The sequence below is a fragment of the Microbacterium resistens genome (assembly GCF_021172025.1).
GTDB classification, from domain to species: domain Bacteria; phylum Actinomycetota; class Actinomycetes; order Actinomycetales; family Microbacteriaceae; genus Microbacterium; species Microbacterium resistens.
Window position 1 is genome coordinate 1,612,820 of the sequence record NZ_CP082781.1, and the last position, 23,591, is coordinate 1,636,410.

At 72.8% G+C, this 23,591-nt stretch carries 20 protein-coding genes; 9 read left to right on the forward strand and 11 right to left on the reverse strand.

Annotated elements, in window-relative coordinates; translation table 11 throughout:
* Positions 1–42 precede the first annotated feature (42 nt).
* Both K8F61_RS07810 and K8F61_RS07815 read left to right on the forward strand, forming a co-directional pair.
* On the forward strand, positions 43–966 hold the full coding sequence (locus K8F61_RS07810) for an AAA family ATPase (RefSeq protein WP_067250832.1): 924 nt from the start codon (positions 43–45) through the stop codon (positions 964–966).
* Entirely contained in the window at positions 967–2,274 is a 1,308-nt protein-coding gene (locus K8F61_RS07815; RefSeq protein WP_231821255.1) for a DUF58 domain-containing protein, read from the forward strand. It abuts the gene before it with no gap.
* Between the two features lie 139 nt (positions 2,275–2,413).
* On the opposite strand, the gene katG is transcribed toward K8F61_RS07815, so the two are convergent.
* Together katG and K8F61_RS07825 are read right to left on the reverse strand one after the other, a co-directional pair.
* Complete coding sequence (katG, locus tag K8F61_RS07820; protein ID WP_231821256.1) at positions 2,414–4,675, reverse strand: catalase/peroxidase HPI; 2,262 nt, start codon at positions 4,673–4,675, stop codon at positions 2,414–2,416.
* A gap of 83 nt (positions 4,676–4,758) precedes the next feature.
* Positions 4,759–5,202 (reverse strand): Fur family transcriptional regulator, encoded by a 444-nt coding sequence (locus K8F61_RS07825; protein WP_067250026.1) that lies wholly within the window; start codon positions 5,200–5,202, stop codon positions 4,759–4,761.
* 181 nt (positions 5,203–5,383) lie between these two features.
* On the opposite strand from K8F61_RS07825, the gene K8F61_RS07830 reads away from it, so the two are divergent.
* A complete protein-coding gene (locus tag K8F61_RS07830) occupies positions 5,384–6,154 on the forward strand; it encodes an aquaporin (protein WP_231821257.1) in 771 nt (256 codons plus the stop codon).
* 42 nt (positions 6,155–6,196) lie between these two features.
* Here the strand turns inward: K8F61_RS07830 and K8F61_RS07835 are convergent, their stop codons facing one another.
* Positions 6,197–7,189 carry a stage II sporulation protein M gene (locus K8F61_RS07835; protein WP_231821258.1) on the reverse strand — a complete coding sequence of 331 codons (993 nt, stop codon included), beginning with the start codon at positions 7,187–7,189 and terminating at the stop codon, positions 6,197–6,199.
* A gap of 309 nt (positions 7,190–7,498) precedes the next feature.
* On the opposite strand from K8F61_RS07835, the gene K8F61_RS07840 reads away from it, so the two are divergent.
* Positions 7,499–8,323 (forward strand): RDD family protein, encoded by an 825-nt coding sequence (locus K8F61_RS07840; RefSeq protein ID WP_231821259.1) that lies wholly within the window; start codon positions 7,499–7,501, stop codon positions 8,321–8,323.
* 36 nt (positions 8,324–8,359) lie between these two features.
* On the opposite strand, the gene ahcY is transcribed toward K8F61_RS07840, so the two are convergent.
* Both ahcY and K8F61_RS07850 read right to left on the reverse strand, forming a co-directional pair.
* Complete coding sequence (ahcY, locus tag K8F61_RS07845) at positions 8,360–9,808, reverse strand: adenosylhomocysteinase (RefSeq protein WP_067250013.1); 1,449 nt, start codon at positions 9,806–9,808, stop codon at positions 8,360–8,362.
* A 57-nt stretch (positions 9,809–9,865) separates the two neighbouring features.
* Positions 9,866–10,072, reverse strand: coding sequence for a DUF3499 family protein (locus K8F61_RS07850; protein WP_067250009.1), 207 nt, complete (start codon positions 10,070–10,072; stop codon positions 9,866–9,868).
* 177 nt (positions 10,073–10,249) lie between these two features.
* On the opposite strand from K8F61_RS07850, the gene K8F61_RS07855 reads away from it, so the two are divergent.
* Complete coding sequence (locus tag K8F61_RS07855; protein ID WP_231821260.1) at positions 10,250–10,690, forward strand: hypothetical protein; 441 nt, start codon at positions 10,250–10,252, stop codon at positions 10,688–10,690.
* A 58-nt stretch (positions 10,691–10,748) separates the two neighbouring features.
* Here K8F61_RS07855 and K8F61_RS07860 read toward each other — a convergent pair whose 3' ends face one another.
* The 4 genes from K8F61_RS07860 to manA all read right to left on the reverse strand — a co-directional run bounded on the left by K8F61_RS07860 (position 10,749) and on the right by manA (position 17,362).
* On the reverse strand, positions 10,749–12,143 hold the full coding sequence (locus tag K8F61_RS07860) for a DUF5719 family protein (RefSeq protein ID WP_231821261.1): 1,395 nt from the start codon (positions 12,141–12,143) through the stop codon (positions 10,749–10,751).
* Positions 12,140–15,529, reverse strand: a complete 3,390-nt coding sequence (locus tag K8F61_RS07865) for a glycosyltransferase (RefSeq protein WP_231821262.1) — start codon at positions 15,527–15,529, stop codon at positions 12,140–12,142. The genes K8F61_RS07860 and K8F61_RS07865 overlap by 4 nt, the downstream gene beginning before the upstream one ends.
* 138 nt (positions 15,530–15,667) lie before the next feature.
* The gene (locus K8F61_RS07870; protein WP_067246627.1) at positions 15,668–15,988 is read right to left on the reverse strand and encodes a WhiB family transcriptional regulator; all 321 of its coding nucleotides are present in this window, start codon (positions 15,986–15,988) and stop codon (positions 15,668–15,670) included.
* A 252-nt stretch (positions 15,989–16,240) separates the two neighbouring features.
* The gene (manA, locus tag K8F61_RS07875; protein ID WP_231821263.1) at positions 16,241–17,362 is read right to left on the reverse strand and encodes a mannose-6-phosphate isomerase, class I; all 1,122 of its coding nucleotides are present in this window, start codon (positions 17,360–17,362) and stop codon (positions 16,241–16,243) included.
* A gap of 86 nt (positions 17,363–17,448) precedes the next feature.
* On the opposite strand from manA, the gene K8F61_RS07880 reads away from it, so the two are divergent.
* From K8F61_RS07880 to K8F61_RS07895, 4 genes are all read left to right on the forward strand, one after another.
* Positions 17,449–18,888 (forward strand): O-antigen ligase family protein, encoded by a 1,440-nt coding sequence (locus K8F61_RS07880; RefSeq protein ID WP_231821264.1) that lies wholly within the window; start codon positions 17,449–17,451, stop codon positions 18,886–18,888.
* On the forward strand, positions 18,885–20,183 hold the full coding sequence (locus K8F61_RS07885) for an O-antigen ligase family protein (RefSeq protein WP_231821265.1): 1,299 nt from the start codon (positions 18,885–18,887) through the stop codon (positions 20,181–20,183). The genes K8F61_RS07880 and K8F61_RS07885 overlap by 4 nt, the downstream gene beginning before the upstream one ends.
* Positions 20,184–20,309: 126 nt before the next feature.
* On the forward strand, positions 20,310–21,266 hold the full coding sequence (locus K8F61_RS07890) for a glycosyltransferase family 2 protein (RefSeq protein ID WP_067246624.1): 957 nt from the start codon (positions 20,310–20,312) through the stop codon (positions 21,264–21,266).
* 1 nt (position 21,267) lies between these two features.
* On the forward strand, positions 21,268–21,906 hold the full coding sequence (locus K8F61_RS07895; protein ID WP_231821266.1) for a hypothetical protein: 639 nt from the start codon (positions 21,268–21,270) through the stop codon (positions 21,904–21,906).
* Positions 21,907–22,026: 120 nt separating this feature from the next.
* Here the strand turns inward: K8F61_RS07895 and K8F61_RS07900 are convergent, their stop codons facing one another.
* Both K8F61_RS07900 and K8F61_RS07905 read right to left on the reverse strand, forming a co-directional pair.
* Positions 22,027–22,761 carry an ABC transporter ATP-binding protein gene (locus tag K8F61_RS07900; RefSeq protein ID WP_231821267.1) on the reverse strand — a complete coding sequence of 245 codons (735 nt, stop codon included), beginning with the start codon at positions 22,759–22,761 and terminating at the stop codon, positions 22,027–22,029.
* A complete protein-coding gene (locus K8F61_RS07905; RefSeq protein ID WP_067246616.1) occupies positions 22,761–23,579 on the reverse strand; it encodes an ABC transporter permease in 819 nt (272 codons plus the stop codon). The genes K8F61_RS07900 and K8F61_RS07905 overlap by 1 nt, the downstream gene beginning before the upstream one ends.
* Between the last annotated feature and the right edge of the window lie 12 nt (positions 23,580–23,591).

The window sequence follows — 23,591 nt, forward strand, 5'->3', positions numbered from 1 at the left end:
TCGCAGCCCGCCGCCGATCCCGACGCCGGTCTCCGCGAAGCGATGCACCGCGTCCGGCTCGAGGTCGACAAGGCGGTGGTCGGGCAGCCGGGCACCGTGACCGGGCTCCTCGTGGCCCTGCTCGCCCGCGGACACGTGCTGCTCGAGGGTGTGCCCGGCGTCGCGAAGACCCTCGTCGTCCGCGCGTTCTCCCGCGCCCTCGGACTCGACACCACGCGCGTGCAGTTCACGCCCGACCTCATGCCCGGGGACGTGACCGGATCGCTCGTCTACGACGCCCGATCCGGAGAGTTCGAGTTCCGGCCCGGCCCGGTCTTCACCCACATCCTGCTGGCCGATGAGATCAACCGCACCCCGCCGAAGACCCAGGCCGCTCTGCTGGAGGCCATGGAAGAGCGCCAGGTGTCCTCCGACGGCGGCAGCCGCGCGCTGCCCGACCCGTTCCTCGTGGCCGCGACGCAGAACCCCATCGAGCACGAGGGCACCTACTCCCTTCCGGAGGCGCAGCTCGACCGGTTCCTCATGAAGCTCGTGGTCGGGATGCCCGAGCGCGACGCCGAGGTGTCGGTCCTCCGTCGGCACGCGGACGGCTTCTCGCCGCGGGAGCTCACCGACCTCCGCGCCGTCGTCTCGCGCGACGAGATCGTCGCCGCGCAGCGCGCCGCCGCCCGTGTGGAGGTCACCGACGACGTGCTGGGCTACGTCGTCGATCTGGCCCGCGCCACGCGACAGGCCCCGTCCGTGCAGCTCGGCGCCAGCCCGCGCGCATCCACGGCGCTGCTGGCCGCCGCCAAGGCCTGGGCCTGGCTCAACGGGTCGAGCGCGGTCACGCCGGATCATGTGCAGACCATGCTCGTCCCGGTGTGGCGGCACCGGCTCCAGCTCCGACCGGACGCCGAGATGGAAGGAGTGTCGGCCGACGCCGTGCTCTCCTCCGTCGTCCAGCAGACCCGGGTTCCGATCTAGGTGTTCGTCACCGGCCGTCTCGTCCTGCTCGTCGCCCTCGGCGTGGTCCCCGTCGTCCTGCTGGACGTCGCGGGGGTCTCGGCGTGGGTCGCGTTGGCCGGCTGGCTGATCCTCTGCGCCGTGCTCGTCTCCGTCGACGTGCTCGCCGCCGCCTCCCCCGCCGCGCTCCGGATCTCCCGTGACGTCCCGGCCCGATTGCGGCTGGGCGAGCCGGCCACGGCGGCCGTCCTGGTCCAGAACCCCGGCGCCCGTCGTCTGCGCGGCGTCCTGCGCGACGCCTGGCAGCCGACGGCGGGGGTCTCCGCCGCTCGGATCCCGCTCGACGTCCCGCCCGGGGAACGGCGTCGCCTGCCGGTTGCTCTGCGCCCCCGCCGCCGCGGCGAGCTGGAGAGCGCGTTCGTCGCGGTGCGCTCCGTCGGTCCGCTGGGGCTCGCCGGGCGACAGGCGCGGCACGCCGTGCGCGGCGCCGTCCGGGTCCTTCCCCCGTTCGCGTCCCGCCGTCACCTCCCCTCACGGCTCGCCCGGCTGCGCGAGCTGGACGGGAACACGAGCATCCAGGTGCGCGGTCAGGGCACCGAGTTCGACTCGCTGCGCGAATACGTCCGCGGCGACGACGTCCGCTCCATCGACTGGCGGGCCACCGCGCGCGCGGGCACGACGATGCTGCGCACCTGGCGGCCCGAGCGCGACCGGCACGTCGTGATCCTCATCGACACCGGCCGCACCTCCGCCGCGCGCGTCGGCGACGGCACCCGGCTGGACGCCGCGTTCGAAGCGACGCTGCTGCTCGCTGCTCTCGCGCAGCGGGCCGGCGACCACGTGCACCTGCTGCTGTTCGACCGGGTCGTGCGGGCCCGGGTGAGCGGGGTGGACGGCCCAGGGCTGCTCCCGGCGCTGACCGACGCCATGGCGCCCGTCCACCCGCGGCTGGTCGACACGGACTGGGGAGCGGCGTTCGCCGCCGTGCGGACGACGACCACCCGTCCGTCGCTGATCGTCGTCCTCACCGCGCAGGACGCGCCCGAGAGCGCCCGGAGCTTCCTCGGCGCCTTCCCCGCCCCGTCCCGCGCGACGACCGTGCTCGTCGGATCCGTCACCGACGAGTCGGTCGGCGACCTCGCGCGCGCCCGGCAGACCCGCGAGGACGTGTACCTCGCCGCCGCGGCCGAGCGCACCCTCCACGACGCCGCGTCCGTGGCCGACGCCGTGCGCCGCGCCGGCGGCGAGCCGCTGGCTGCGGATCCGGAGGCGCTGCCGCCGCGGATCGCCGACCGCTACCTGGAGCTGAAGGCAGCCGGCCGGCTCTGACGTCGAGCGGCGCGTCGCCGGCGTTTGGGGTCCGATTCCGGCCGAATCCCGCCCGTGCCGCGCCCCGGACCCCGCGAACGCGCCCCGAAACCAGGACGACCCCCGCCCGAGAAGGGCGGGGGTCGTCACCGGACGAGCGTCAGCGCAAGTCGAACCGGTCCAGCTCCGTGACCTTGGCCCAGGCGGCGACGAAGTCGCGCACGAACTTCTCGCCCGCGTCGTCCGAGGCGTAGACCTCGGCGAGCGCGCGCAGCTCCGAGTTCGAGCCGAAGACCAGGTCGACGCGGGTGCCGCGGCCGACGAGCTCACCGGAGCCGTCCTTGCGCCCCTCGAACGCGTGCGAGCCCGGGTCCAGAGGCTTCCACGTCGTGCCGAGATCGAGCAGGTTCACGAAGAAGTCGTTCGTGAGCACGCCCGGGCGGTCCGTGAAGACGCCATACGCGGAGCCGTCCCAGTTCGCACCGAGGACCCGGAGGCCGCCGACGAGCACGGTCATCTCCGGAGCGGTCAGGGTGAGCAGGTTGGCCCGGTCCAGCAGCAGATGCTCGGCGGGGATGCCGGCGACGTTCGACGCCGCGTAGTTGCGGAACCCGTCCGCCATCGGCTCCAGGAAGCGGAACGACTCGACGTCCGTCTGCTCCTGGGATGCGTCCGTGCGACCGGGGTGGAACGGCACCTCGATCTCGACCCCCGCTTCCCGCGCCGCCTTCTCCACCGCGGCGTTGCCCGCCAGGACGAGGAGGTCGGCGAGCGACACCCGGACGTCATCCGTCCGCGACGCGTGGAACGCCTCCCGGATCGACTCCAGCGCACCGATCACTCGGGCGACACGGGCCGGGTCGTTGACCTCCCAGTCCTTCTGCGGCGCGAGGCGGATGCGCGCGCCGTTGGCGCCGCCGCGCTTGTCGCTGCCGCGGAACGAGGCCGCCGCCGCCCACGTCACCGACACGAGGTCGGAGACCGAGAGGCCGGACTCGGCGATGCGTCCCTTGAGGTCGGCGATCTCGGCGGAGCCGACCAGCGCGTGGTCGACGGCCGGCACGTTGTCCTGCCAGATGAGCTCCTCGGCCGGGACCTCGGCTCCGGCGTAACGGGCCCGCGGGCCCATGTCGCGGTGGGTCAGCTTGAACCACGCGCGGGCGAAGGCGTCCGAGAACGCCTGGGTGTCGTCCTTGAACCGGCGGGAGATCTTGTCGTACTCCGGGTCCATGCGCAGCGCCAGGTCCGTGGTGAGCATCCGCGGCTCCCTGCGGCCGTCGGAGTGCGCGAGCGGGACCATGTCCGCTCCCCCGCCGTTGATCGGGCGCCACTGGTGCGCGCCGGCCGGGCTCTGGAAGAGCTCCCACTCGTAGGCGTAGAGGATGTGGAAGAACTCGTTGTCCCAGCGGGTCGGGTGGTAGGTCCACGTGACCTCGAGGCCGGAGGTGATCTGGTCGTCGCCCTTGCCGGTCCCGTGGTTGTTCTTCCAGCCCAGGCCCTGCATCTCCAGCCCTGCGGCCTCGGGGTTGTCCTCCACGTTCTCATCGGACGCGGCGCCGTGGGTCTTGCCGAACGTGTGACCGCCGGCGATGAGGGCGACGGTCTCCTCGTCGTTCATCGCCATGCGCGCGAACGTCTCGCGGATGTCGCGGGCCGCGGCGATCGGGTCCGGATTGCCGTTGGGACCCTCCGGGTTGACGTAGATCAGTCCCATCTGGACGGCGGCGAGAGGACGCTGCAGCTCGCGGTCGCCCGAGTAGCGCTCGTCGCCCAGCCAGGTCGTCTCCGGGCCCCAGTACACGTCGTCGTCCGGCTCCCACGCGTCGACCCGGCCGCCGGCGAAGCCGAAGGTCTCGAAGCCCATCGACTCCAGCGCCACGTTCCCGGCGAGGATCATCAGGTCGCCCCAGCTGAGCGCCTGACCGTACTTCTTCTTGACCGGCCACAGCAGGCGACGGGCCTTGTCGAGGCCCACGTTGTCCGGCCAGCTGTTCAGCGGGGCGAACCGCTGCTGCCCGGTCCCGCCGCCGCCGCGCCCGTCCGTGACGCGGTAGGTGCCTGCGCTGTGCCAGGCCATGCGGATGATGAGCGGACCGTAGTGGCCGAAGTCGGCGGGCCACCAGTCCTGCGAGACCGTGATGACCTCGTGGATGTCCTTCTTCACCTCGGCGAGGTCGAGCGCCTCGAACGCGGCCTTGTAGTCGAAGCTCGCGTCGAGCGGATTGCGCTCAGCGGTGTTCTTCGCCAGGATCCGGACGTTGAGCTGCTCCGGCCACCACACGCGGTTGGCCGAGCCCATCGTGGGGTGCGGCTGGGCATGCACGACCGGGCATGCGCCCGCGTCGTTCGGCTCGTCCGTCACGGTGACGGACTGGTCGATGTCGGTCGTGTCGTCGGTCCCCGGCGTCTGGAGATCGGTCATGGGTGTCCTTCCCTTGATTGCGGTCGATGAGGTGCGGTGGGGTCGGTGAGGAACGGCCGGAGCCGGTGCGGGAGGAGGGGCGGTCAGGCGGGATCGGTCTCCGCAGCGCACGCCGCGCACAGGCCCCAGTAGGTGACCTCGGCGGTCGCGATCCGGTATCCGTGCGTCTCGCTCGGGATCAGGCACGGCGCGTGGCCGGTGGCGCAGTCGACGTCCTCGACGCCCCCGCAACGCGTGCAGATGAGGTGATGGTGGTTGTCGTCGACCCGCAGCTCGAAGAGCATGGGGTGCCCCGCGGGCTCGATGCGTCGCACGATGCCGGCCGCGGCGAAGTCGCCCAGTGCGTTGTAGACCGACTGACGACTCGTGGAGGCCAGCGCCGGGCGCACCCGCTCGTACACGTCCTCCGCACTCGCATGCGGCTGGGCGCGCAGCGCCTCGAAGACCTGGCGGCGGGACTCCGTCACACGCAGGCCCGCACGCCGGATCGCCGCCTCCGCGACGAGGGGGGCGTGCGTCTCGGTCATGTCGCCAGCCTACCTGTTTCTTTGAATCATTCAAGACAACCTCGGTCCCGGGCGCGTCGCCGCAGTGGCCCCGCCGACAGGCGCTCGCCCCGGCGGCGCGCCTCGGAGCCGGTCGCCGCGGGGCGCGGGATCATCGGGAGAGCGCGACCCCCACCGCCGCTCCGAAAGGACCTCGAGCGCCATGAGCGACACCTCTGTCAGCGTTCCGCCTCCCCCCTACGGCACCCGCCTGGTCGCGGAGGCCTTCGGCACGTTCCTCCTGGTCTTCGGCGGGATCGGGACGGCCCTGTTCGCCTCGACGCGATTCACTGATCCGGCGGCGGGCCCGGGCGTCTACCTGGCCGTCGCGCTCGCTTTCGGCCTGACCGTCGTCGTCGGCGTCTACACGTTCGGGCCGTTGTCCGGCGGCCACTTCAACCCGGCCGTGTCGATCGGCGCCGCCGCGGCGGGACGCCTGCCGTGGCGGGACGTCGGCGGCTACGTCGTGGCGCAGTTCGTCGGCGGAGCCGTCGCGACGACCGTGCTGACGCTCCTGGGCACCTTCGGCCCCGACGGATGGCTCGCCCGGGTGCAGGACGGCGGATTCGCGAGCAACGGCTGGGGCGAGAGATCCCCGGGCGGATTCGGGATGTTCGCCGCGATCACCGCCGAGATCGTCCTCACCGCCGTCTTCCTGTTCGTCATCCTCGGCACGACCCACCCCCGCCGGGGCACCCCGTTCGCCGGTCTCGCGATCGGGCTCTCGCTGACCCTGATCCACCTCGTCAGCATCCCGATCGACGGCACGTCGGTGAACCCCGCGCGCTCTCTCGCGACGGCGATCTACGGGGGCGTCGTCCCCCTGTCGCAGCTGTGGGTCTTCCTCGTCTTCCCGTGCGTCGGAGCCCTCATCGCCGGGTACGCGCACCGCGCGCTGTTCGAGGGACGCGCACCGCACGCGGACCCGGCCTGACCGGGGCGCCGCCGCGCGCCTCGTAGGTTCAGCGGGCGCCGCTCAGCCGACCATGAGCGTCGGCGTCCCGGCCTCGTACTCGACGAGATCGCCCGTCTCCCCCTGGCGGGCGGCCCGACGCCCGACGCCGAGCATGTACACGAGGAACACGGCGAGCGCGGCGACGCCGATCCCGATCTTGATCGGCCAGGGAAGCGCCCAGCCCGTGACGAACCCCTCGACGAGTCCCGCCAGCGCCAGTGCGAACACGAGCCCCATCGCGACGGTGGCGAGGGATCGCCCCGCCTCGGCGAGCGCGGCGCCGCGGGTGCGGGCCCCGGGCGCCACCCAGGCCCAGAAGACGTGGAGACCGGCCGCCGCCGCGACGAAGATGCAGGTCAGCTCCAGCAGCCCGTGCGGCAGGAGATACAGCACAGCGACGTCGCCGCGGCCGTGAGCCGCGAGGATGGCGATCGCGACTCCCACGTTCATGGCGTTCTGCACGATCGCGTACACGGGCCAGATCCCCGTCACCCCGAAGAGCACGCACTGCGCGGCGATCCACGCATTGTTGGTCCAGACCATGCCGGCGAACACCGCCGGCGGGTTCTCGGTGTAATACCCGGTGAAGTCCTCGTCGGCGTACTGCGCGAGCAGGTCCGGCGGGCCGAGCGCCGCTACGAGGGCGGGGTCGGAGGAGATCCATGCCGCGGTCCCCGCGATGATGACGAGGGCGACGAGCGTGACCGCGAGAGTCGTCCAGCGCAGTCGATACAGCGCGGCCGGGAGCTGCCGGGCGAAGAAGCGCCCGGTCTGGACGAGGATGTTGTCCGCGGCCCCGGTCAGCCGCAGGCGTGCCCGCGCGAGGATCGTCGACACGTAGGCGCTCTGCGGCGACGTCCCGACCGAGGTCTTCAGGTCCGCGAGGTCCGCCGAGGCCGCGCGATAGCGCATGATCAGCTCGTCGACGCCCTCTCCGTCCAGGCGTGCGCGCGTCAGCTCGTCCAGGCGCGCCCACTCGGCGCGGCGGGCATCGGCGAGGGCGTCGGCATCCACCCGATTCACTGTACGCGTCCCGAGCGTCGGCAGCGTCAGCCCGGTCCGCCGGCGCGGACCGCAGCGGAGAACTCGCACAGCGGCAGCGGGACAGGGACGGCGGCTCCGCGTGAGCGTGTGGTCTCCGGGGGTGCGCGTGGTCCTCTCGTTCGCACGGCATGCGCACGCTACGGCGGCGAGACCCCGGTCCCGACTCCGCGCGAGCGTGTGGTCTCCGCCGGTGCTCGGCCCGGCTCGCGGCGCGACCGCACGGAGGTGACGCTCCGCAGGCAACCGATCCGATAGGGCCGCGTCTGATTTACTGTCCTCATGTCCGAACCGCAGGCCGCCGTCTCCCGGCCTGCCGACGACGAGGTGCTCTCCGGCGAGGCCGTCGCGATCGACGTGCAGCCGGTCGGCTTCTTCCTCCGGGCCCTCGGCGCGGTGATCGACGCCCTGCTGTCGCTGATCGTGATGGCCGCCTTCCTGTTCCTGCGGCTGTGGCTCGTCTCGGCGCTCGGATTCGACCCTGCCATCGACCGCATCCTCACCGTCCTCATGGCGGTCGTCGCCTTCGTGGTCGTGCCCTGCACGATCGAGGTGGCCACCCGCGGGCGCAGCCTCGGGCGGCTCGCCGTCGGCGGGCGGATCGTCCGCCTTGACGGCGGTGCGACCGGCTTCCGCCACGCTTTCATCCGCGCGCTCATCGGCGTCCTTGAGATCTACATGACCTTCGGCGCCGTCGCCGTGCTGACCGGCGCGTTCTCCGCCCGCTCGCAGCGCCTGGGCGACCTCGTCGCGGGCACGTACAGCCAGAGGGTGCGCACGCCCCGGCTGCCCGTGCACACGCCGAGCATGCCGCCCGCCCTGGCCGAGTGGGCGCGGGTTGCGGACGTCGCCCGGATGCCCGACCGCCTCGCGCGGAGGATCTCGCAGTTCCTGGAGCACGCCGACCGTCTGCTGCCCGCAGCGCGCGTCCGCGTCGCCCACGAACTGCTCACGGAGGCCGCGCCGTACATCTCGCCCCTGCCTTCCGCTCCGGACGAGGTGGTGCTGGTCGCGGCGACCGTCCTGCGCCGGGAACGCGAGACGCGCGCGCTGCGGATCGCGGACGAGCGCGCAGAGCAGCTGACCGGAACGCGCCTGCGCTCCTGACCTCGCCCCGCCGCATCCGCTCCGGGGACCGATCCGTCAGTAGCGGTAGTCGTCCCGCTTGTACGGACCCTCGACCGGCACGCCGATGTACGCGGCCTGCGCGGGCGTGAGCTCGGTCAGGACCGCGCCCAGCGCGTCCAGATGCAGACGGGCCACCTTCTCGTCCAACGCCTTCGGCAGGGTGTACACGCCCAGCGGGTACTGCTCCGGGCGCGTGAAGAGCTCGATCTGGGCGAGCACCTGATTGGTGAACGAGGCGCTCATCACGAACGACGGGTGCCCGGTCGCGTTGCCGAGGTTCATCAGCCGGCCCTCGCTGAGCACGAGGATGCTGCGCCCCGTGGGCAGTCGCCACTCGTGCACCTGCGGCTTGATCTCGACCGCCTCGGCGCCCTCCAGCGCGGCCAGCCCGGCGATGTCGATCTCGTTGTCGAAGTGGCCGACGTTGGCGACGATCGCGAGGTGCTTGAGGGCGAGCATGTCCGCCGTGGTGACGACATCGCGGTTGCCCGTGCCGGTCACGACGATGTCGACCTGGGGCGCCACGTCCGCCAGGCGCGCCACCTGGAACCCGTCCATCGCGGCCTGGAGCGCGCAGATCGGATCGACCTCGCTGACCAGTACCCGCGCCCCCTGGCCCCGCAGGGCCTCGGCCGCGCCCTTCCCGACGTCGCCGTAGCCGCAGACGAAGGCGACCTTGCCTCCGATGAGGACGTCGGTGGCGCGATTCAGCCCGTCCGGCATCGAGTGGCGGATCCCGTACTTGTTGTCGAACTTCGACTTCGTGACGGAGTCGTTGACGTTGATCGCGGGGAACAGCAGCTCCCCCGCGGCCTCCAGTTCATAGAGCCGGTGCACGCCGGTCGTGGTCTCCTCCGTGACGCCGACGATGCCGGCCGCCGCCCTGGTCCACCGCTGGGGATCCGCGTCCAGCGACCGTCGCAGCAGATCCAGGACGATCCGGTACTCCGGCGCGTCGTCGGCGCCGGCCTCGGGCACGGATCCGGCCGCCTCGAACTCGCGCCCCTTGTGGACGAGGAGGGTCGCGTCCCCACCGTCGTCGAGGATCAGGGTCGGGCCGTCGTGGCCCGTGGCGGACCAGTCGAAGATGCGGGCCGTGCAGCCCCAGTACTCCTCGAGGGTCTCCCCCTTCCACGCGAACACCGACACGCCGGCCGGCTCGTCCAGCGTGCCATCCGGGCCGACCACGACCGCCGCGGCGGCCTCGTCCTGCGTGGAGAAGATGTTGCAGCTGGCCCAGCGGACCTCGGCCCCGAGCGCCACGAGCGTCTCGATGAGCACCGCGGTCTGCACCGTCATGTGCAGGGACCCGGCGATCCGCGCACCCTTCAGCGGCTGGGACGGCCCGTACTCCGCGCGCAGCGCCATGAGCCCGGGCATCTCGTTCTCGGCGAGCCGGAGCTGGTGGCGGCCTGCCTCGGCCAGGGAGAGATCGGCGACGGCGTACTCGGGCGTGGTCGGCATCCGACCATCATCCCACTCCCCGCCTGGCCGGTGCAGACGGATCGTCACACGCGGATGTCAGGCGCGGAGGGTCTCGTGGCGGACGACGATCCACCCGGCCGGGACCGAGAGCCGGTCGGCGTGGATGGCGCAGAGGTCGTGCGCGTGCGGATCGTTCTCGGCACCCAGCGGACCCAGCGCGGCCATCTGGTCGCCGTAGTCATAGGTGAGCGTGGCCACGGCCTCTCGCGCGCAGCCGACCTTGGAGCAGAGTCGTCCGGACATCGATGCCAGCCTAGGCCCGGCGCCGCCGTGTCTGCGGGACGCCGCGCGGACTTCCTCGGTCCTGCCCGCGAGACCCCCTCGTCCCGCCCGGACCCCCTCCCAGATCCGTATGTGGAAGGGGGTATGGGCGGGCGGAGGGGGTCTCGCGTCGTGCGCTGGCGGACCTAGACTGGCGGCATGCACCGCCGTCGCCCGTCGCGCAACGCCGTCCCGCCTCGTCGGGCCGCGCGTCACGGCCGCCACGGCCGCCTCGGCCGGAGCCCGGTCGTCCGGCCGCCGCTGCCTCCGCTGGACGGCCGCCTGGACCGCTTCGATCTCGCCGTCGGCACCGCGGTCGACTTCCTCCGCTCCACATGGCCGGAGCTGCGCGACGTGCGCTTCGACATCGCCTCCATGCCGTCCGTCGTCGACGGCGAGTGGGTGCCGCGCTGGCACGTGGACACCCAGCGGCAGCGGATCGTCCTGTACCGGGTGCCGATCGAGCGGCTGCTCGTGCCCGGACACGACGACGACCTGCACCGGCGAGTGGCGACCGAGGGCGCGGTCTTCCGCGCCGCCGCGGAGTACGCCGGGCGCGACCCGTGGGAGTTCGGCGCGCCGGGACACCCGGACGACTGAGCGCGTCGTCGCGGCCGGCGGACGACTGAGCGCGTCAGCGGCGTCCGGACGACCCGCCCTAGGGGTAGACGGTGATCTGCGGAGACGTCGCGGTCGCCGGCCACACGGGATAGCCGGCGATCTGCGAGGGCCCCGAGAACGCGACCGCCGCGCGCACCGGCGTCGCGGACGTCATCGTGTACACCTGCTCGCCGTCCACCGCCGAGACCGCGGATCCGCCCGCGGGCACCTGGACCGTGACCGGGGCGCCCCCGCCGACCGGCTCCAGCGTCACCTCGGCGTCGACCGATCCGTCGTTGTGCAGGTGCAGCGTCGGCGACGGGCCCTTCGCGACCGCGAAGGCGGTCGTCCCCTCCAGCTCCGGCGCCGGGGTCATCCACGCGAAATCGGCCCCGCCGCCGCGTCCCGTCGTCTGCCAGGCCGCGGCCACGACAGGGGCGCTCGCGTCGATGTCGATGCTGTAGAGGCCGGGCTTCAGTTCGGACATGTCGACCTCGGCGGGCTGCCCCTCCGTGAGCGACACGCTCTTGGGCTCGCCGACCGCGGCGCCGCTGTCCGCCAGGCGCGCCTGCAGGGTCACCGTCGCGTCCGACGACGGGGCCAGCAGGCGCACGATCGTCGACGCCCCCTCCCCGTCCGGCGGCAGCACGACGCGCACCCCGAGCAGGGAGACCTCGGTGTCCGGACGAAGGACGCCGTCCTGGACGTCGATCCCGGCCGGGTCCAGCGTGCGGATGAGGCTCGACTGCAGAGCGACCCGCACCGGAGCGCCCTCGGCCGTGGCCTGGACGACGGGAGCGGTCTGCCCGGCGGCGCCGGAGGCGAGCGGGACCGAACGCTGCGACCCCGGAGGGATCACGAGCTCGCTCGTCGTGCGCTCCCCCTGCGTGCCGAAGAACCGGAACGTCACCGTGGCGGTGACGTCGCTCGGGTTCGCGACGAGGATGACGTCCCCCGATCCCGTCCCGGCGGCGCCCCCGACGATCCACGACTCCATGCTGGGCGTGCGGCAGGCGGCGGCGGCGTATCCGGACACGTCCGGAGCCGCGATCGCGACCGACTCGGCGGCGGCGGCCTGTGCGGGCTCCCGGTCCACCGGAGGAGCGACGAACATCGGAGACTCCGTGGTGCCGTCGACGTCGGGGATCGCGATCGTCCGCTCCTCGAGCCGGACCCCGTCGACGGCGCCGCGCACGATCTCGGGCGTCCCCGCGGTGGAAAGGCGCCCGGCGTCCTGCGCGTCACGCCCGAGAGCGCGGAAGGGGCCTGAGCAGGTGAGCAGCGCGTCCCCGGCGACAGGGGCGACGGAGCGGTGCGCGGGCTCCTGCGCGACGACCGGCCAGGCGGCAGGCACGGCCAGGACGACGCCGGCGACGCACGCGGCGCTGACGACGACGCCCGCGATCACCCGCGCACTGGTGGCGGCGGCTCGCGCGGCGGTGGGGCGGGTCATCGCTTCGGCTCCTCGGTCTCGGCGGCGTTCGCGGGTCGCGCCTCCGGCTCGGCGGCGGGGCCGCCGGGGGCCTCGCCCTGCCTCGGCTCGGGCGAGGCAGACGCCGTCGGCTCGGGCGATGCGGCGTCGTCCTGGGCACCGTTGTCGACCGCAACACCGTTGTCGCCGACCTCGACGATGACAGCGGCGGGATCGGCGCCCTCGACGGCGCCGGACGTGGCCGCGCCGGAATCGGCCTCGGCCGGACCGGGGTCGGGAGCGGTGTCCGCAGCCACATCCTCGGCGTCGGGGGTCTGGCCCTGCGCCGTCACGTCCGCGGCGGACGAGCCCGCGGTCTCCGCGGTGATCGCGGTCTCGTGCGCGGCGGGCGCCTCCGGCGCACCGTCGCCCTCGCCGGCCATCGGCGCATCCCCGTCCGCATCCGACGGTTCCGTTCGTGCGGGGTCCACGACCGTCTGCTCCCCGTCGCCGCTGCCGCCCAACGGCGCGGAACCCGCGGTGTCCGCGGCGGCCGGGCGGCGATCCTTCGCCTCCCGCTTGTTCCGCGGGGCACGCTTCGGGCGCTCCGGCTTCTCCGGGGCCGGGAGCGGTTGACGTTCGGGCACCAGTCCGACCGCTCGGGGCAGGCCGCGCGCGGCGCGGCGGGACGCGCGCGTGGGGATCGCGAGCAGCAGGGCGGCGAGCAGGATGACGAGCTGGACGGTCACCACGAGCTGCGCCATGCTCCGCTCGTGCGCCGGCAGCTCCGCACGCGGCGCCGGAACGGCCTCCATCCGCCACAGGGCGCCCTTGTCGGTATTGCCCGCACGGAGGAAGCCCGCGCGCTGATCGAGCGCGGTCACGGCCTCCAGGCGCAGTGCCCGGGCGGCGTCCGTCTCCTCCCCCGGTGCCGAGTTCAGCAGCACGTAGCGGATCCCCAGCGCGGACAGCTCGCTGGGGGCGTCGAACGCCCGCGAGGACACCAGGTCGACCGCGAGCTCGGACAGATCCCGTCCGCGCGGCTCGGTCGCGGTGCTGAGGAGCGTCGTCTGGGCGCCGAGGGTCTGGCTCGCCCCCCACACCGCCTCGACGCCGAGCCCCCCGGAGGGCTGGGGCGTGAGGACGAGGGTCCCGAGATCCTGGTCGTCGCGCGCCTGGGCGTTGATGAAGGCGGGCAGCGTGCTCTCCGTGGACTTGACGACGTCCGCGGTGCCGCGCGCGACCGCGGTCAGCGACGGGACCGCGCACACCGCGATGGCCGCCGCCGCGACGAGAGCGGAGACCCGTCGCAGCGACGGGAGTGTCACGAGGCTGTCCAGCGTGACGAGCGCACCGGCGAGCGCGCCCGCCCAGGCCAGGCTGAGCCCCGTCCCCGGCCAGATCGCGACCGGAGCCGACTGGGCGAAGCTCACCGCCACGCCCACCGCGAGGAACGCGGTCGCGAGCCCGGCGGCGGCGACGACCACCGAGAGGATGCCGGCGCTCCAGCGCGGCGCGACCGGAGCCAGCAGTGCGAGCACCGCCAGCGGAGCGGCGAGCCACAGTGCCCACGGGGCCGCCGTGCCGAGCAGCGCCGCCCAGCCCGCGTCGTCGTTCGTCGGCAGCCCTGCGGCGATCGCGAGGCGACCCGCGGCGTCGGCGCCGGCCTGCGGCAGGGCGACCGTCGCGCCCGGGTCGGCGAAGATCGCCCAGGTCTCGCCGTGGAACAGCTGCCAGAGGACGAGGGGCGCGAAGACGACGACAGCAGGGATGAGGGTCCAGAGCACCCGCACGGCACCGCGAACCGAGCGTCGTGCGAGGAGGATGACGATCGCGACGAGCCAGAGCAGCACGAGCGCGGGAGCGAGGGACGGCGCGCAGGCGAGGACGCCGGCGATGAGCAGCGACGCCGCACCAGCGGCCCCCCAGGAGCGGTGCGCGACGAGGCCGGCGTGGAAGACCCAGGGCAGGAGCAGGTGGGCGATGACCGCCGCCGGGCGCCCCTGCGCCAGCGCGATGACGAACGGGGGCGACAGCGCCCACACCGCGGCCGCGAAGATCCGCAGTCCCGCACGGTCGGTCAGCCGGGTGGCCGCGAACCACGCGCCGAGCACGGCGAGCGGCAGCGCGGCGACCCACAGCAGGACGAGCGCGTACGAGGGAGCGCCCGGCCAGAGGGTCCCCAGCAGCGCGACCACCCCGGCGAAGGGATCCGCGGGTCCGAACACCTCGACGCCCAGTCCGCGCTGCCCGTAGGCGGCGTCGCGCCACAGTGCGGCGACCGTCTGACGCAGCGGGAGCAGCGCTCCGCCGCCCAGCGCGGGCCAGGCCAGCAGCGATGCGAACGCGACGACGCTCACGACGAGCGCCGCGAGCACCGCCCACGCGCCGCCGCGGGAGAAGAACCCGAGCTCCTGCACGGCCCCGCCCTCGGAACCGTGCCCGTCATCGAGGCGCTGGCGGAACTGCGCCCGGCTCATCCGCAGCGGCGCCAGGCTCGCCCAGCTCGCCGCGCGGCCCGCCTTCAGGGCGCGGCGGGACTGCGCGACCGCTCCGCCGCTCACCATCGCGAGCGCGGCCGCGCCCCACTCCGGTGCGACGGCGGCCGGCCGCTTGCCGACGAGGTGCGTCACCGAGCGCCACAGCGCCAGGGGAAGCAGGGAGAGCCAGTGCAGCGGCACGGCGGCCGCAGGAGCGTAGACCAGGCGGCGGTGCAGCTGGGCCCGCCGTTCTTCGAAGGCCCTCGCCGCGCTCGTCGCTCTCCCGGGGTCGACCACGACGGCCACGCGAGCGTCCGCGGTGAGCACGACCCGTCCCCCGGACAGCCGCGCGCGCACCCCGATGTCGAGCCCCTCGTCGGCGCCGCCGAGCCCGGGGTCAGGGCGCAGCGCGCCCTGCCGCTCCGCGCGGATGAGCATGCCGCGGACATCCGCGCCGAGCGCGTCGTCCGTGCCGTCGTGCTGCCCCTGGTCGTACTCGCCCGCGGCCGGGTCGACCGCGCGTCCGTACCGCGTCATGGTCTGACCGAAGGAGACGATCCGGTCCGGGTCGTCTGCGCCGACGAGCTTCGGCGCCGCCGCCGCGGCGGACGGCGAGCGCTCCAGCGCTCCGGACAGGCGTTCGAGGGCCGACGGCTCCGGCACGGTGTCGTCCGTCAGGATCCAGACGGCGGACCCCGGCGCGACGCGCGGGGCGGCGAGGCCGACCGCGGCGGCGAGCGTCGCGTTCGCCCGGGTCTCGATCACGGCCTCCGCGGCGCGGGACACGGCGGCGCTGCCGCGCAGGGGCGCCGAGGATCCGCACACCACGATGGTGAGCGCGGCCGGCGGGAGGGTCTGCGCGGACAGGGCGTCGAGGGTGCGCAGGACCCGCGCGAGGGAGGTCGCGCTCGTTCGGGTGACGAGGATGGCGTGTACTCGGGCAGGCATGACCTGGCCAGCCTAAGCGGGTGTCCGCGTGGGACCCGTACGTGGCCGGGCGCGTCGAGGATTACGCGCCCGGAGGGGCCGTGCGGGCCGGCCGGCGTCGCAGGCCGCTGGCCTTCTGCACGAGGACGTGCGTGGCGGTCAGCTCGCGCGGCGCTTGAGCTTCCGGCGCTCGCGTTCGCTGAGCCCGCCCCAGATGCCGAAGCGCTCGTCGTTGTTGAGCGCGTATTCGAGGCACTCGCCCCGGACGTCGCACGAGGCGCAGATCCGCTTCGCGTCCCGCGTGGATCCGCCCTTCTCCGGGAAGAACGCCTCGGGGTCCGTCTGCGAGCAGAGCGCGTCGGTCTGCCAGGCGAGGGCGTTGTCGTCCCCCTCCGCCGGCGGGCGGCGGACGCCGGGGACGCCGAGGTTGACGGGGTCGACGAACCAGTCCTCGGGAATGTCGGAACGGTAACCCGTCATATTCGCCCTCCCTGTCTGGCCCCCCGGTCGCATCGCGGGCCGCGTGCACCACTAATTACACCCGTGTGATTCGCCATGGTCAAGTCGCGGATCGTAAACCCTCAACCGGGCCTTGAACCTTCACGACGCGCCATCGGCGTGTCGCCGCGCGCACGACCTTCTGCGCGCGTCCATCCGCCGAGTGGTCAGTTTCTGTGGGTCGCGCCACGCTGAACCCGCAGAAACTGACCACTCGACGCCGGGCGAGGGGAATCAGGCGGGCGAGCCGGGCTCGGCCAGGAACGCCTCGCCGGGCCCCGAGAGCACGAGGCGCGTCTCATCCTCCGACGCGTAGAGGGCCGCTCCGACCCGCACGAGATGCTCGTCGCCGCCCGGGACCGACACCCGCACATCGCCCGCGGTGGCGAGGACGATCGCCGGGCCGCGCACCTCGATCGTGCGGGGCGCGCTGTCCAGCGTCAGCCGTCGCAGCGCGAAATCCGCCACCGGGACCGGGTAGGCCTGCTCCGCGGCGCCGGCGTCCGCGCGCAGCACCGGCACCTCGCCCGGGGTCGTGTCGACCACCGACAGCAGCTCCGCCACATCGATGTGCTTGGGCGTGAGGCCCCCGCGCAGCACGTTGTCGCTCGCGGCCATGATCTCCACCCCGAGCCCGGACACGTACGCGTGCAGGAGCCCGGCGCGGAGGAACAGCCCCTCGCCCCGCGCGAGCACGACGCCGTTCATCAGCAGGGCGACGACGACGCCCCGGTCGCCCGGGAACCGATCCGCCGCGCGGCGGACGAGGTCGAGCTCTCCCTCGTCGGCGGCGTCGGCATCCTCCACCGCGGCGATCACCTCGGACACCTCGGACTCCGTGGCGTCCGCGAGCGCCCAGCGCAGCGCGGCGCGCAGGGGATCCGCGTCTCCGGCGAGCAATTCGCGGAGTCGGACCACGCCGGGCGCCGACCCGAGGCCCGCGACCAGCCGACGGGTCTCTGCGAGCGGGCGCAGGCCGGACAGCGCCTCGAAGCGCTCGCTCAGCGCCACGATCAGCTCCGGCTTGTGGTTGTCGTCCCGGTAGTTGCGCGCCGGGTCGTCCATGGCGATGCCCGCCTCCCGGGCGAATCCCTCACGAGCCTGCTCCCGCGTGGGATGCACCTGGATGGATAGGGGCGCGTCGGCGGCGAGGAGCTTGAGCAGATACGGGAGCGTGCCGCCGGTGACCGCGTCGAGCGTGCGGCCGTCGCCGAGGTCGGCCGGGTCGCCGGGATGGTCCCCGAACCACACCTCGGCCTCCGGGCCCGGCGCCGGCGGGCGGGACTCGAGGTCGGCGAGCAGGGTCGAGGATCCCCACGCGTAGTCGCGCGGCGTGTTCGTCAGCGCATGCAGCATGCCCTCAGCGTAGGGGCGCCGGGCCGCGCTCGTCCCCGCCGGCGCCTTCCCGGACCCGCCCGAGTGCGCGCGATACCCTGAACCTCGTGGCGCAGCACTCCCGGATCCCGGTCGCTCCCCCGCCGACCGCGCCCGTGCGCGAGTCCACGGGGAACATCGTCCTGCGCGGGTACGTCGTGCTGCTGCTGTTCGCGGTCCTCGCGCACACGGCCGTGTTCAACCTCCTCGGCGAGCCCGGGGCCCTCGTCGTGCTCGTCGTGCTCTTCGGCGGCGTCCTCGCGATCGGCGTCCCGTTCGTCGTCCGTCGGCGACCTGTCGCCTTCCCGTGGCGCCGGTTGCCGTGGACCGCGCTCGGCTACGTCGCGTTCGGCCTGATCTCGGTGCTGTGGTCGCGATGGCCGGGCGCCACGGTCCTGACGGGCGCGCTGCAGGCCGCGATCACGGTGACCGCGCTCTTCATCGGCTTCGCCATGAGCTGGCAGGAGATCGTCCGCGCCCTCTCCTCCGCCCTCAAGTGGATCCTCGGGCTGTCGCTCGTCGTCGAGGCATGGATCGGGCTGCGCGGCTCGCCGCTGCTGCCCAACTTCGCGGATCTGCCGGACGGGAAGATCGACCCGCACTGGTACTGGGTCCGTGGCAACCTGTTCGACGGCGGCCGGGTGCAGGGCATCGTCGGCAACTCGAACTCCCTGGCCATCCTGTGCCTGCTGGCGCTGATCGTGTTCGGCGTCCTCTTCGCGGCGCGGGTCCGCCGACGCGGCGCGCTCGTGGTGTGGTCCGCGATCGCCGTCTTCCTGCTCGTGCGCGCCTCGTCCGCGACGACCTACGCGTGCGCGGCGGCCGTCGTCGTCGTCCTGGTGACCGCGCTGCTCATGCGTCGCGCTCACCGTCCGCGCCAGCGCACGCCCCTGTACCTCGTGTTCGGGGCGACCGCCGTCCTCGCCGCCGCAGTCCTGTGGTTCGCGCACGACGCCCTCTTCCGGCTGCTCGGCCGGAGCTCGGACCTCACGGGACGCCTCGAGATCTGGGAGCGGGTGCTCGAGCGCGCCGGCGAGCGCCCCGTGGCGGGGAACGGCTTCTCGTCCCCGTGGGTCCCCTGGGACCCGGCCTTCGACGGATGGATCCGCGATCACGGCATCACCGTGTTCCACGCCCACCAGATGTGGCTCGACGTCCTCCTGCAGCTCGGGGTGATCGGGCTGGTGCTCATGGCCGTCACGTACGGCGCGCTGGTGTGGCGGGCCTGGTTCTTCGCCGTGGACCGCCCCCGCTGGGACCTCGACGCTCGCCGTCCGTACTCGGCGCTCGCGCTGCTGCCGACCCTGACCGTCGCGATGCTGCTCGTGCAGGGGCTGGCCGAGTCCGGACCCATCATGCTGTGGGGCTGGATGCTCGTCGTGCTGTTCTCGTTCAAGATCAAATCGGTCCCCCTCATCGGGCGCGGACTCAGCGAGCGGGACCGCACCGTGGAATGGGGCGCGCGCGAGCGGCGCGCGACGACGCCGGGGACGGGACGGACGCCGTGACCGCACCGCGCCATCCGCTGGCGCGCCTGCTGTCCTCCGTCGAGATGGCGCGGGCGTTCACCCTCGCCACCCTGCTGGCCGTCTTCGGCTCGTTCGCCGTGGCGAGGCTGACCGACACGGTGACGCTCGTCACGATCGTCGCGTCGCTCTGCGTGATCGGCGCCGGCATCCTCTTCGTCCGCCGCGAGGAGCTGTCCGCCCTGCGTCTGGCGCCCTCGACGCTCCTCGCCTTCCTCGCGTGGACCCTGTCCACCGCGATCTGGTCCACCCACACGACGCAGACCCTGCGCGGGTGGGCGGCGCTGCTCGGATTCGCCTTCCTCGCGGTCGTGATCGGCCACATCCGCGACACCCTCCAGACGGTCCGCGCGCTCGGCGACGCGCTGCGGATCCTGCTGTGCCTGTCCCTGGCCGTGGAGATCCTGTCCGGGATCCTCCTCGACATGCCGATCCGGTTCCTCGGCGTGCAGGGCGACATCGCCCTAGGCGGTCCGGTGCAGGGCCTGTTCGGCAGTCGCAACATGCTCGGCTTCCTCGCCGTCGTCGCGCTCATCACCTTCGTCGTGGAGTGGCGCTCCCAGTCCGTCGCGGCGCCCGTGGCGATCCCCTCGATCGCACTGGCGGGGTTCCTCGCCCTCCTCTCCGATTCGCCGACCGTGCTCGTCCTCGCCGTCGCGGTGGGCATCGCGGCGACGGCCCTGGTCCTCGTCCGCCACGCCCGGCCGGAGCGGAGGGCGCCGCTGCAATGGACGCTCGGCGTGCTCGTGACCCTGGGACTCGTGATCGCCTTCGTCTTCCGCCACGGGATCATCGCGTGGCTCGACGCCGGATCGGACTTCAGCACCAGAGCAGACCTCTGGAACGCCCTCCTGGAGTACTGGAAGGCGCGCCCGATCCACGGGTGGGGCTGGTTCGGTCCCTGGACGCCCACGGACTACCCCTTCAACGCGATCAACTTCGTCGTCGGCGATCATCACCGCACGGCGCTCAACGCCTTCTTCGACACGCTGCTGCAGACGGGGGCGGCCGGGCTCAGCCTGTTCGCCCTGCTCGGGGGGATCGCGCTCGTCCGGTCCTGGCTCGTGGCGAGCGTCCGCCGGTCGGTCGTCTACGCCTGGACCCCGCTCGTGCTGGTCACCCTCGCCGTGGACTCGGTGTTCGAGAGCTTCACCCTCGCCGACGCGGGCTGGTTCCTGCTGGTGCTGTGCGCCCTGCGCGCCGGTCAGTCGCGGTCGTGGCGGGAGAACATCGACGCGGCGCAGACCGGCACGCTCCCCATACTGCCCTCCCGGTGAACGCGGGCCCGTCCTCCGCGCGGGGATCCCGCGTGCCCCGCGGGGCGGGGCGGGATCGACGAGCGGCGCGGGTAGGCTGGAACCCGGCCGCAGGCCGCCCTTCCCAACCCGCCGGAGCCTCTTGCCGTGACCTCATCAGCGTTCGATCCCGCCTCAGCGACGATCGTCATCGTCACCTACAACCGTTCGCATCTGCTCCGTGGGCTGTTGGAGAGCATCGAGGCGATGGACCCGAAGCCCGGGCGCGTCGTCGTCATCGACAACGCCTCCGCGGACGACACCGGCGATCTCGTGCAGGGCTTCCGCGACCGGATCGGCCCGGAGCTCGTCTACCGGCGACTGGAGACGAACACCGGCGGGTCCGGCGGCTTCAGCGAGGGCATGCGCACGGCGTATGAGCTCGGGGCGGAGTGGATCTGGCTCATGGACGACGACGTCGAGGTGCTGCCCGACGGCCTGGCCAAGATGGGCAAGTGGGCCCCGCGCTTCAAGAGCATCCAGGGGCGCCGCTACGACTACGACGGCAGCGCCTTCTACTGGCAGTACCGGGTGGCGGAGCGCATGGGGATCCCGATCCCGTTCGCGCCCGCCGGCTTCGACGCGTCCGGCTTCAAGGAGATGAACAGCGGCTGCTTCGAGGGCATGTTCATCCATCGCTCGATCGTGCAGCAGATCGGACTCCCCGACCCTCGCTTCTTCATCTACTGGGACGACCAGGTCTACGGCTGGCTCGCGTCCCGCAGGACCACCGCGGTGATCGTGGACGACTTCGTGCTCCGCCGCACGCGCGAGATCAAGCAGTGGGACATGGGCATCCGCCACATGAACGCGTCGAGCAACGCGTACCGGTACTACATCATGCGCAATCGCGCCTACATCAAGCAGTACTACCGCGTGCACGGCGTGTACAACCCGGTGATCTTCGGTCTCGGCACCGCGATGACGTTCGCGAAGGAGATCATCCGGCTGCTCTTCGTCGAGCGGACCGTGCGGGGCACCAGCAATCTCTTCCGGGGTCTCCGCGACGGCGGGCGACTCGGACGCGACCGCTCCTGGCGGCCGATGGCACCTCTGGAGGCGTGACATGAGCGATCAGCAGCCGACGCAGCCCCGGGCGGAGTGGGTCTTCCCGCCAGAACGGAACCGGAAGGGCCGCGCCGCCCTCATCGTGATCCTCGTGCTGGTGGTCGTCCTCATCGCGGCGCTGCTGGTCTTCTTCATGATCCCGAAGGGCGCACCGGGGCCGGACCCGACCTCCTCGCCCTCGGCGTCGTCCAGTCCGACCGGGACGCCCTCGCCCACGCCGAGCGGGGGCCCGTCCCCGACGACGGCGCCCTCCCCGGCACCGACCACGCCCGCGCCGACCCCGGATCCGACCGTCCCCCCGACCGAGCAGCCTCCGCCGCCGGATCCCGACGTCGAGACCTTCCGTGGCTCGGTGGCCCCGCGTCTGGACGACGCCGTCAACGGGCTCGACATGGTGACGGGCACGACGGGGCAGGAGGCGCTGGACGTGGTCGACCAGCTCCAGCAGGACGCCCAGATCCTCAACGACACCCCGGCGCCCTCGTCGCTGGCGGAGAGCTGGCCGGCCGCGCTCGGCGACTACGCCGCGCGCCTGGCGGACCTGCGCGGTGCCGCCGAGGCCGGATCCGACACGCAGCCGGCGCTCGACGCGGCGAAGGGCGCCCTCGGGTCCCTGCGCGCCCTGATCGGCCTCTGACCCCCGTTCCTTCCCCTTATTGTCGAGACCCCCTCGGGGCGTCGAGACCCCCTCGCAGATACGTGTCTCAGAGGGGGTCTGGACGACGGGAGGGGGTTTCGACGAGCTGGCTCGGACTCGCTACGTCGCGTGGTCGGCGTCGTAGCGCTCCAGCACCTCGTCCAGCGGCGCGTCGAGGACGAGCGAACCCTTGTTCAGATAGAGCCCGCGTGTGCAGAAGCGTCGCAGATCGCGTTCGCTGTGCGAGACGAAGAACAGGGTCCGCCCCTCGGCGAGCAACTCGTCGATCCGGCGGTAGCACTTGTCGCGGAACGCCTTGTCCCCCACCGCGAGAACCTCGTCAACGAGCAGGATGGGCTCGTCCAGCTGCGACACGACGGAGAACGCCAGGCGCACCTTCATGCCGTTGGAGAGATGCTTGTAGGGCGTCTCCTGGAAGTCCTCGAGCTCCGCGAATGCGATGATCCCGTCGTACCGGCGGCTGACCTCGGCCTTGGACATGCCGTGCAGGCCGGCGGTCATCCGGACGTTCTCCCGGACGGTGAGGTCGCCGACGAACCCGCCGGTGAGCTCGATGAGCGGCGCGACGCCGCCGTTGACCCGGACCGTCCCCTCGTCGGCGAGCAGCACCCCGGCCACGAGGCGCAGCAGGGTCGACTTGCCCTGTCCGTTGCGCCCGACCACACCGATGGACTCCCCCTTCTGGACGGTGAAGGAGACGTCCCGCAGCGCCCAGAACTCGCCCGAACGCGAGCGTCGGGATGAGCCCCCGAACAGGTCCTTGAAGTTGGGGCGTCCGCGCCGGCGAGTCCGGAAGCGGACGCCGACTCCGTCGACGGTGATGGCCGCTGACATCACAACTCCTTCAGAACCGTGCGCTCGAGCCGACGGAAGACGAAGATCCCGAGGGCGAGGATGCCGACGCTCATCACGGCGCTGACGACGACCGGGTACGTCACCCACTGATCGGGGAAGAAGGCGACCCGGTACAGGATCATGATCCCCGTCAGCGGGTTGTAGGCGCCGAGGTGCTCGAAGACCCCGGGGAGGTCCTTCACGCTGTAGATGATCGGCGTCGCATAGAACAGCGCACGCAGGATGAGGCCCGTGGTGCGCTCGAGATCGCTGAACAGGACGCACAGCGGGGCCACCAGATACCCGAGGCCCACCAGGAGGACCACCTGCAGGATCACCGCGACGGGGAACAGCAGGATCCCCCAGCCGATGTGGACGACCTTCGACGGATCGGTCTCCGTGAGGAGGTTGACGACGACGAACAGCGCCAGCACGGGGAGGGAGAACAGGAACTCCATGCCCTTGCTCAGCACGGTCCGGTTCACCCAGATCGTGCGCGGGATCGCCGTGGAGCGGACCAGCCGAGCGTCCTTGCGGAACGCCCTCGTGAAGTCCTTCACCGCGATGTTGAACCACACCCACGGCAGCAGCGCGCTGACGAGGAAGAGGATGTACGGCTCCTCCCCGACCGTGCGATGGAACACCTGGGTGAAGACGAACCAGTAGATCACGCTCATCGCGAGCGGATCGAGGACGCTCCACAGGTAGCCGAGGACGCTCGTCGAATAGCGGACCTTGAGATCCCGCGCCGAGAGCAGCCACAGCGAATGCAGGTAGCGCCGGGGCGTGCCCGGCTCACCGATCGTCGTGGCGCTCACCTCTTCGCGTCC

Excerpts from the sequence above, each read along its gene's own strand:
- K8F61_RS07850 (WP_067250009.1), bottom strand. The coding sequence starts at position 10,072 with ATGTCCGGACGACTCTGCTCCAAGGTCGGCTGCGCGCGAGAGGCCGTG.
- K8F61_RS07840 (WP_231821259.1), top strand. The coding sequence starts at position 7,499 with ATGTCCGAACCGCAGGCCGCCGTCTCCCGGCCTGCCGACGACGAGGTG.
- K8F61_RS07900 (WP_231821267.1), bottom strand. The coding sequence starts at position 22,761 with ATGTCAGCGGCCATCACCGTCGACGGAGTCGGCGTCCGCTTCCGGACT.
- K8F61_RS07855 (WP_231821260.1), top strand. The coding sequence starts at position 10,250 with ATGCACCGCCGTCGCCCGTCGCGCAACGCCGTCCCGCCTCGTCGGGCC.
- K8F61_RS07830 (WP_231821257.1), top strand. The coding sequence starts at position 5,384 with ATGAGCGACACCTCTGTCAGCGTTCCGCCTCCCCCCTACGGCACCCGC.
- K8F61_RS07860 (WP_231821261.1), bottom strand. The coding sequence starts at position 12,143 with ATGACCCGCCCCACCGCCGCGCGAGCCGCCGCCACCAGTGCGCGGGTG.
- ahcY (WP_067250013.1), bottom strand. The coding sequence starts at position 9,808 with ATGCCGACCACGCCCGAGTACGCCGTCGCCGATCTCTCCCTGGCCGAG.
- K8F61_RS07895 (WP_231821266.1), top strand. The coding sequence starts at position 21,268 with ATGAGCGATCAGCAGCCGACGCAGCCCCGGGCGGAGTGGGTCTTCCCG.
- K8F61_RS07825 (WP_067250026.1), bottom strand. The coding sequence starts at position 5,202 with ATGACCGAGACGCACGCCCCCCTCGTCGCGGAGGCGGCGATCCGGCGT.
- K8F61_RS07870 (WP_067246627.1), bottom strand. The coding sequence starts at position 15,988 with ATGACGGGTTACCGTTCCGACATTCCCGAGGACTGGTTCGTCGACCCC.
- K8F61_RS07810 (WP_067250832.1), top strand. The coding sequence starts at position 43 with ATGCACCGCGTCCGGCTCGAGGTCGACAAGGCGGTGGTCGGGCAGCCG.
- K8F61_RS07865 (WP_231821262.1), bottom strand. The coding sequence starts at position 15,529 with ATGCCTGCCCGAGTACACGCCATCCTCGTCACCCGAACGAGCGCGACC.
- manA (WP_231821263.1), bottom strand. The coding sequence starts at position 17,362 with ATGCTGCATGCGCTGACGAACACGCCGCGCGACTACGCGTGGGGATCC.
- katG (WP_231821256.1), bottom strand. The coding sequence starts at position 4,675 with ATGACCGATCTCCAGACGCCGGGGACCGACGACACGACCGACATCGAC.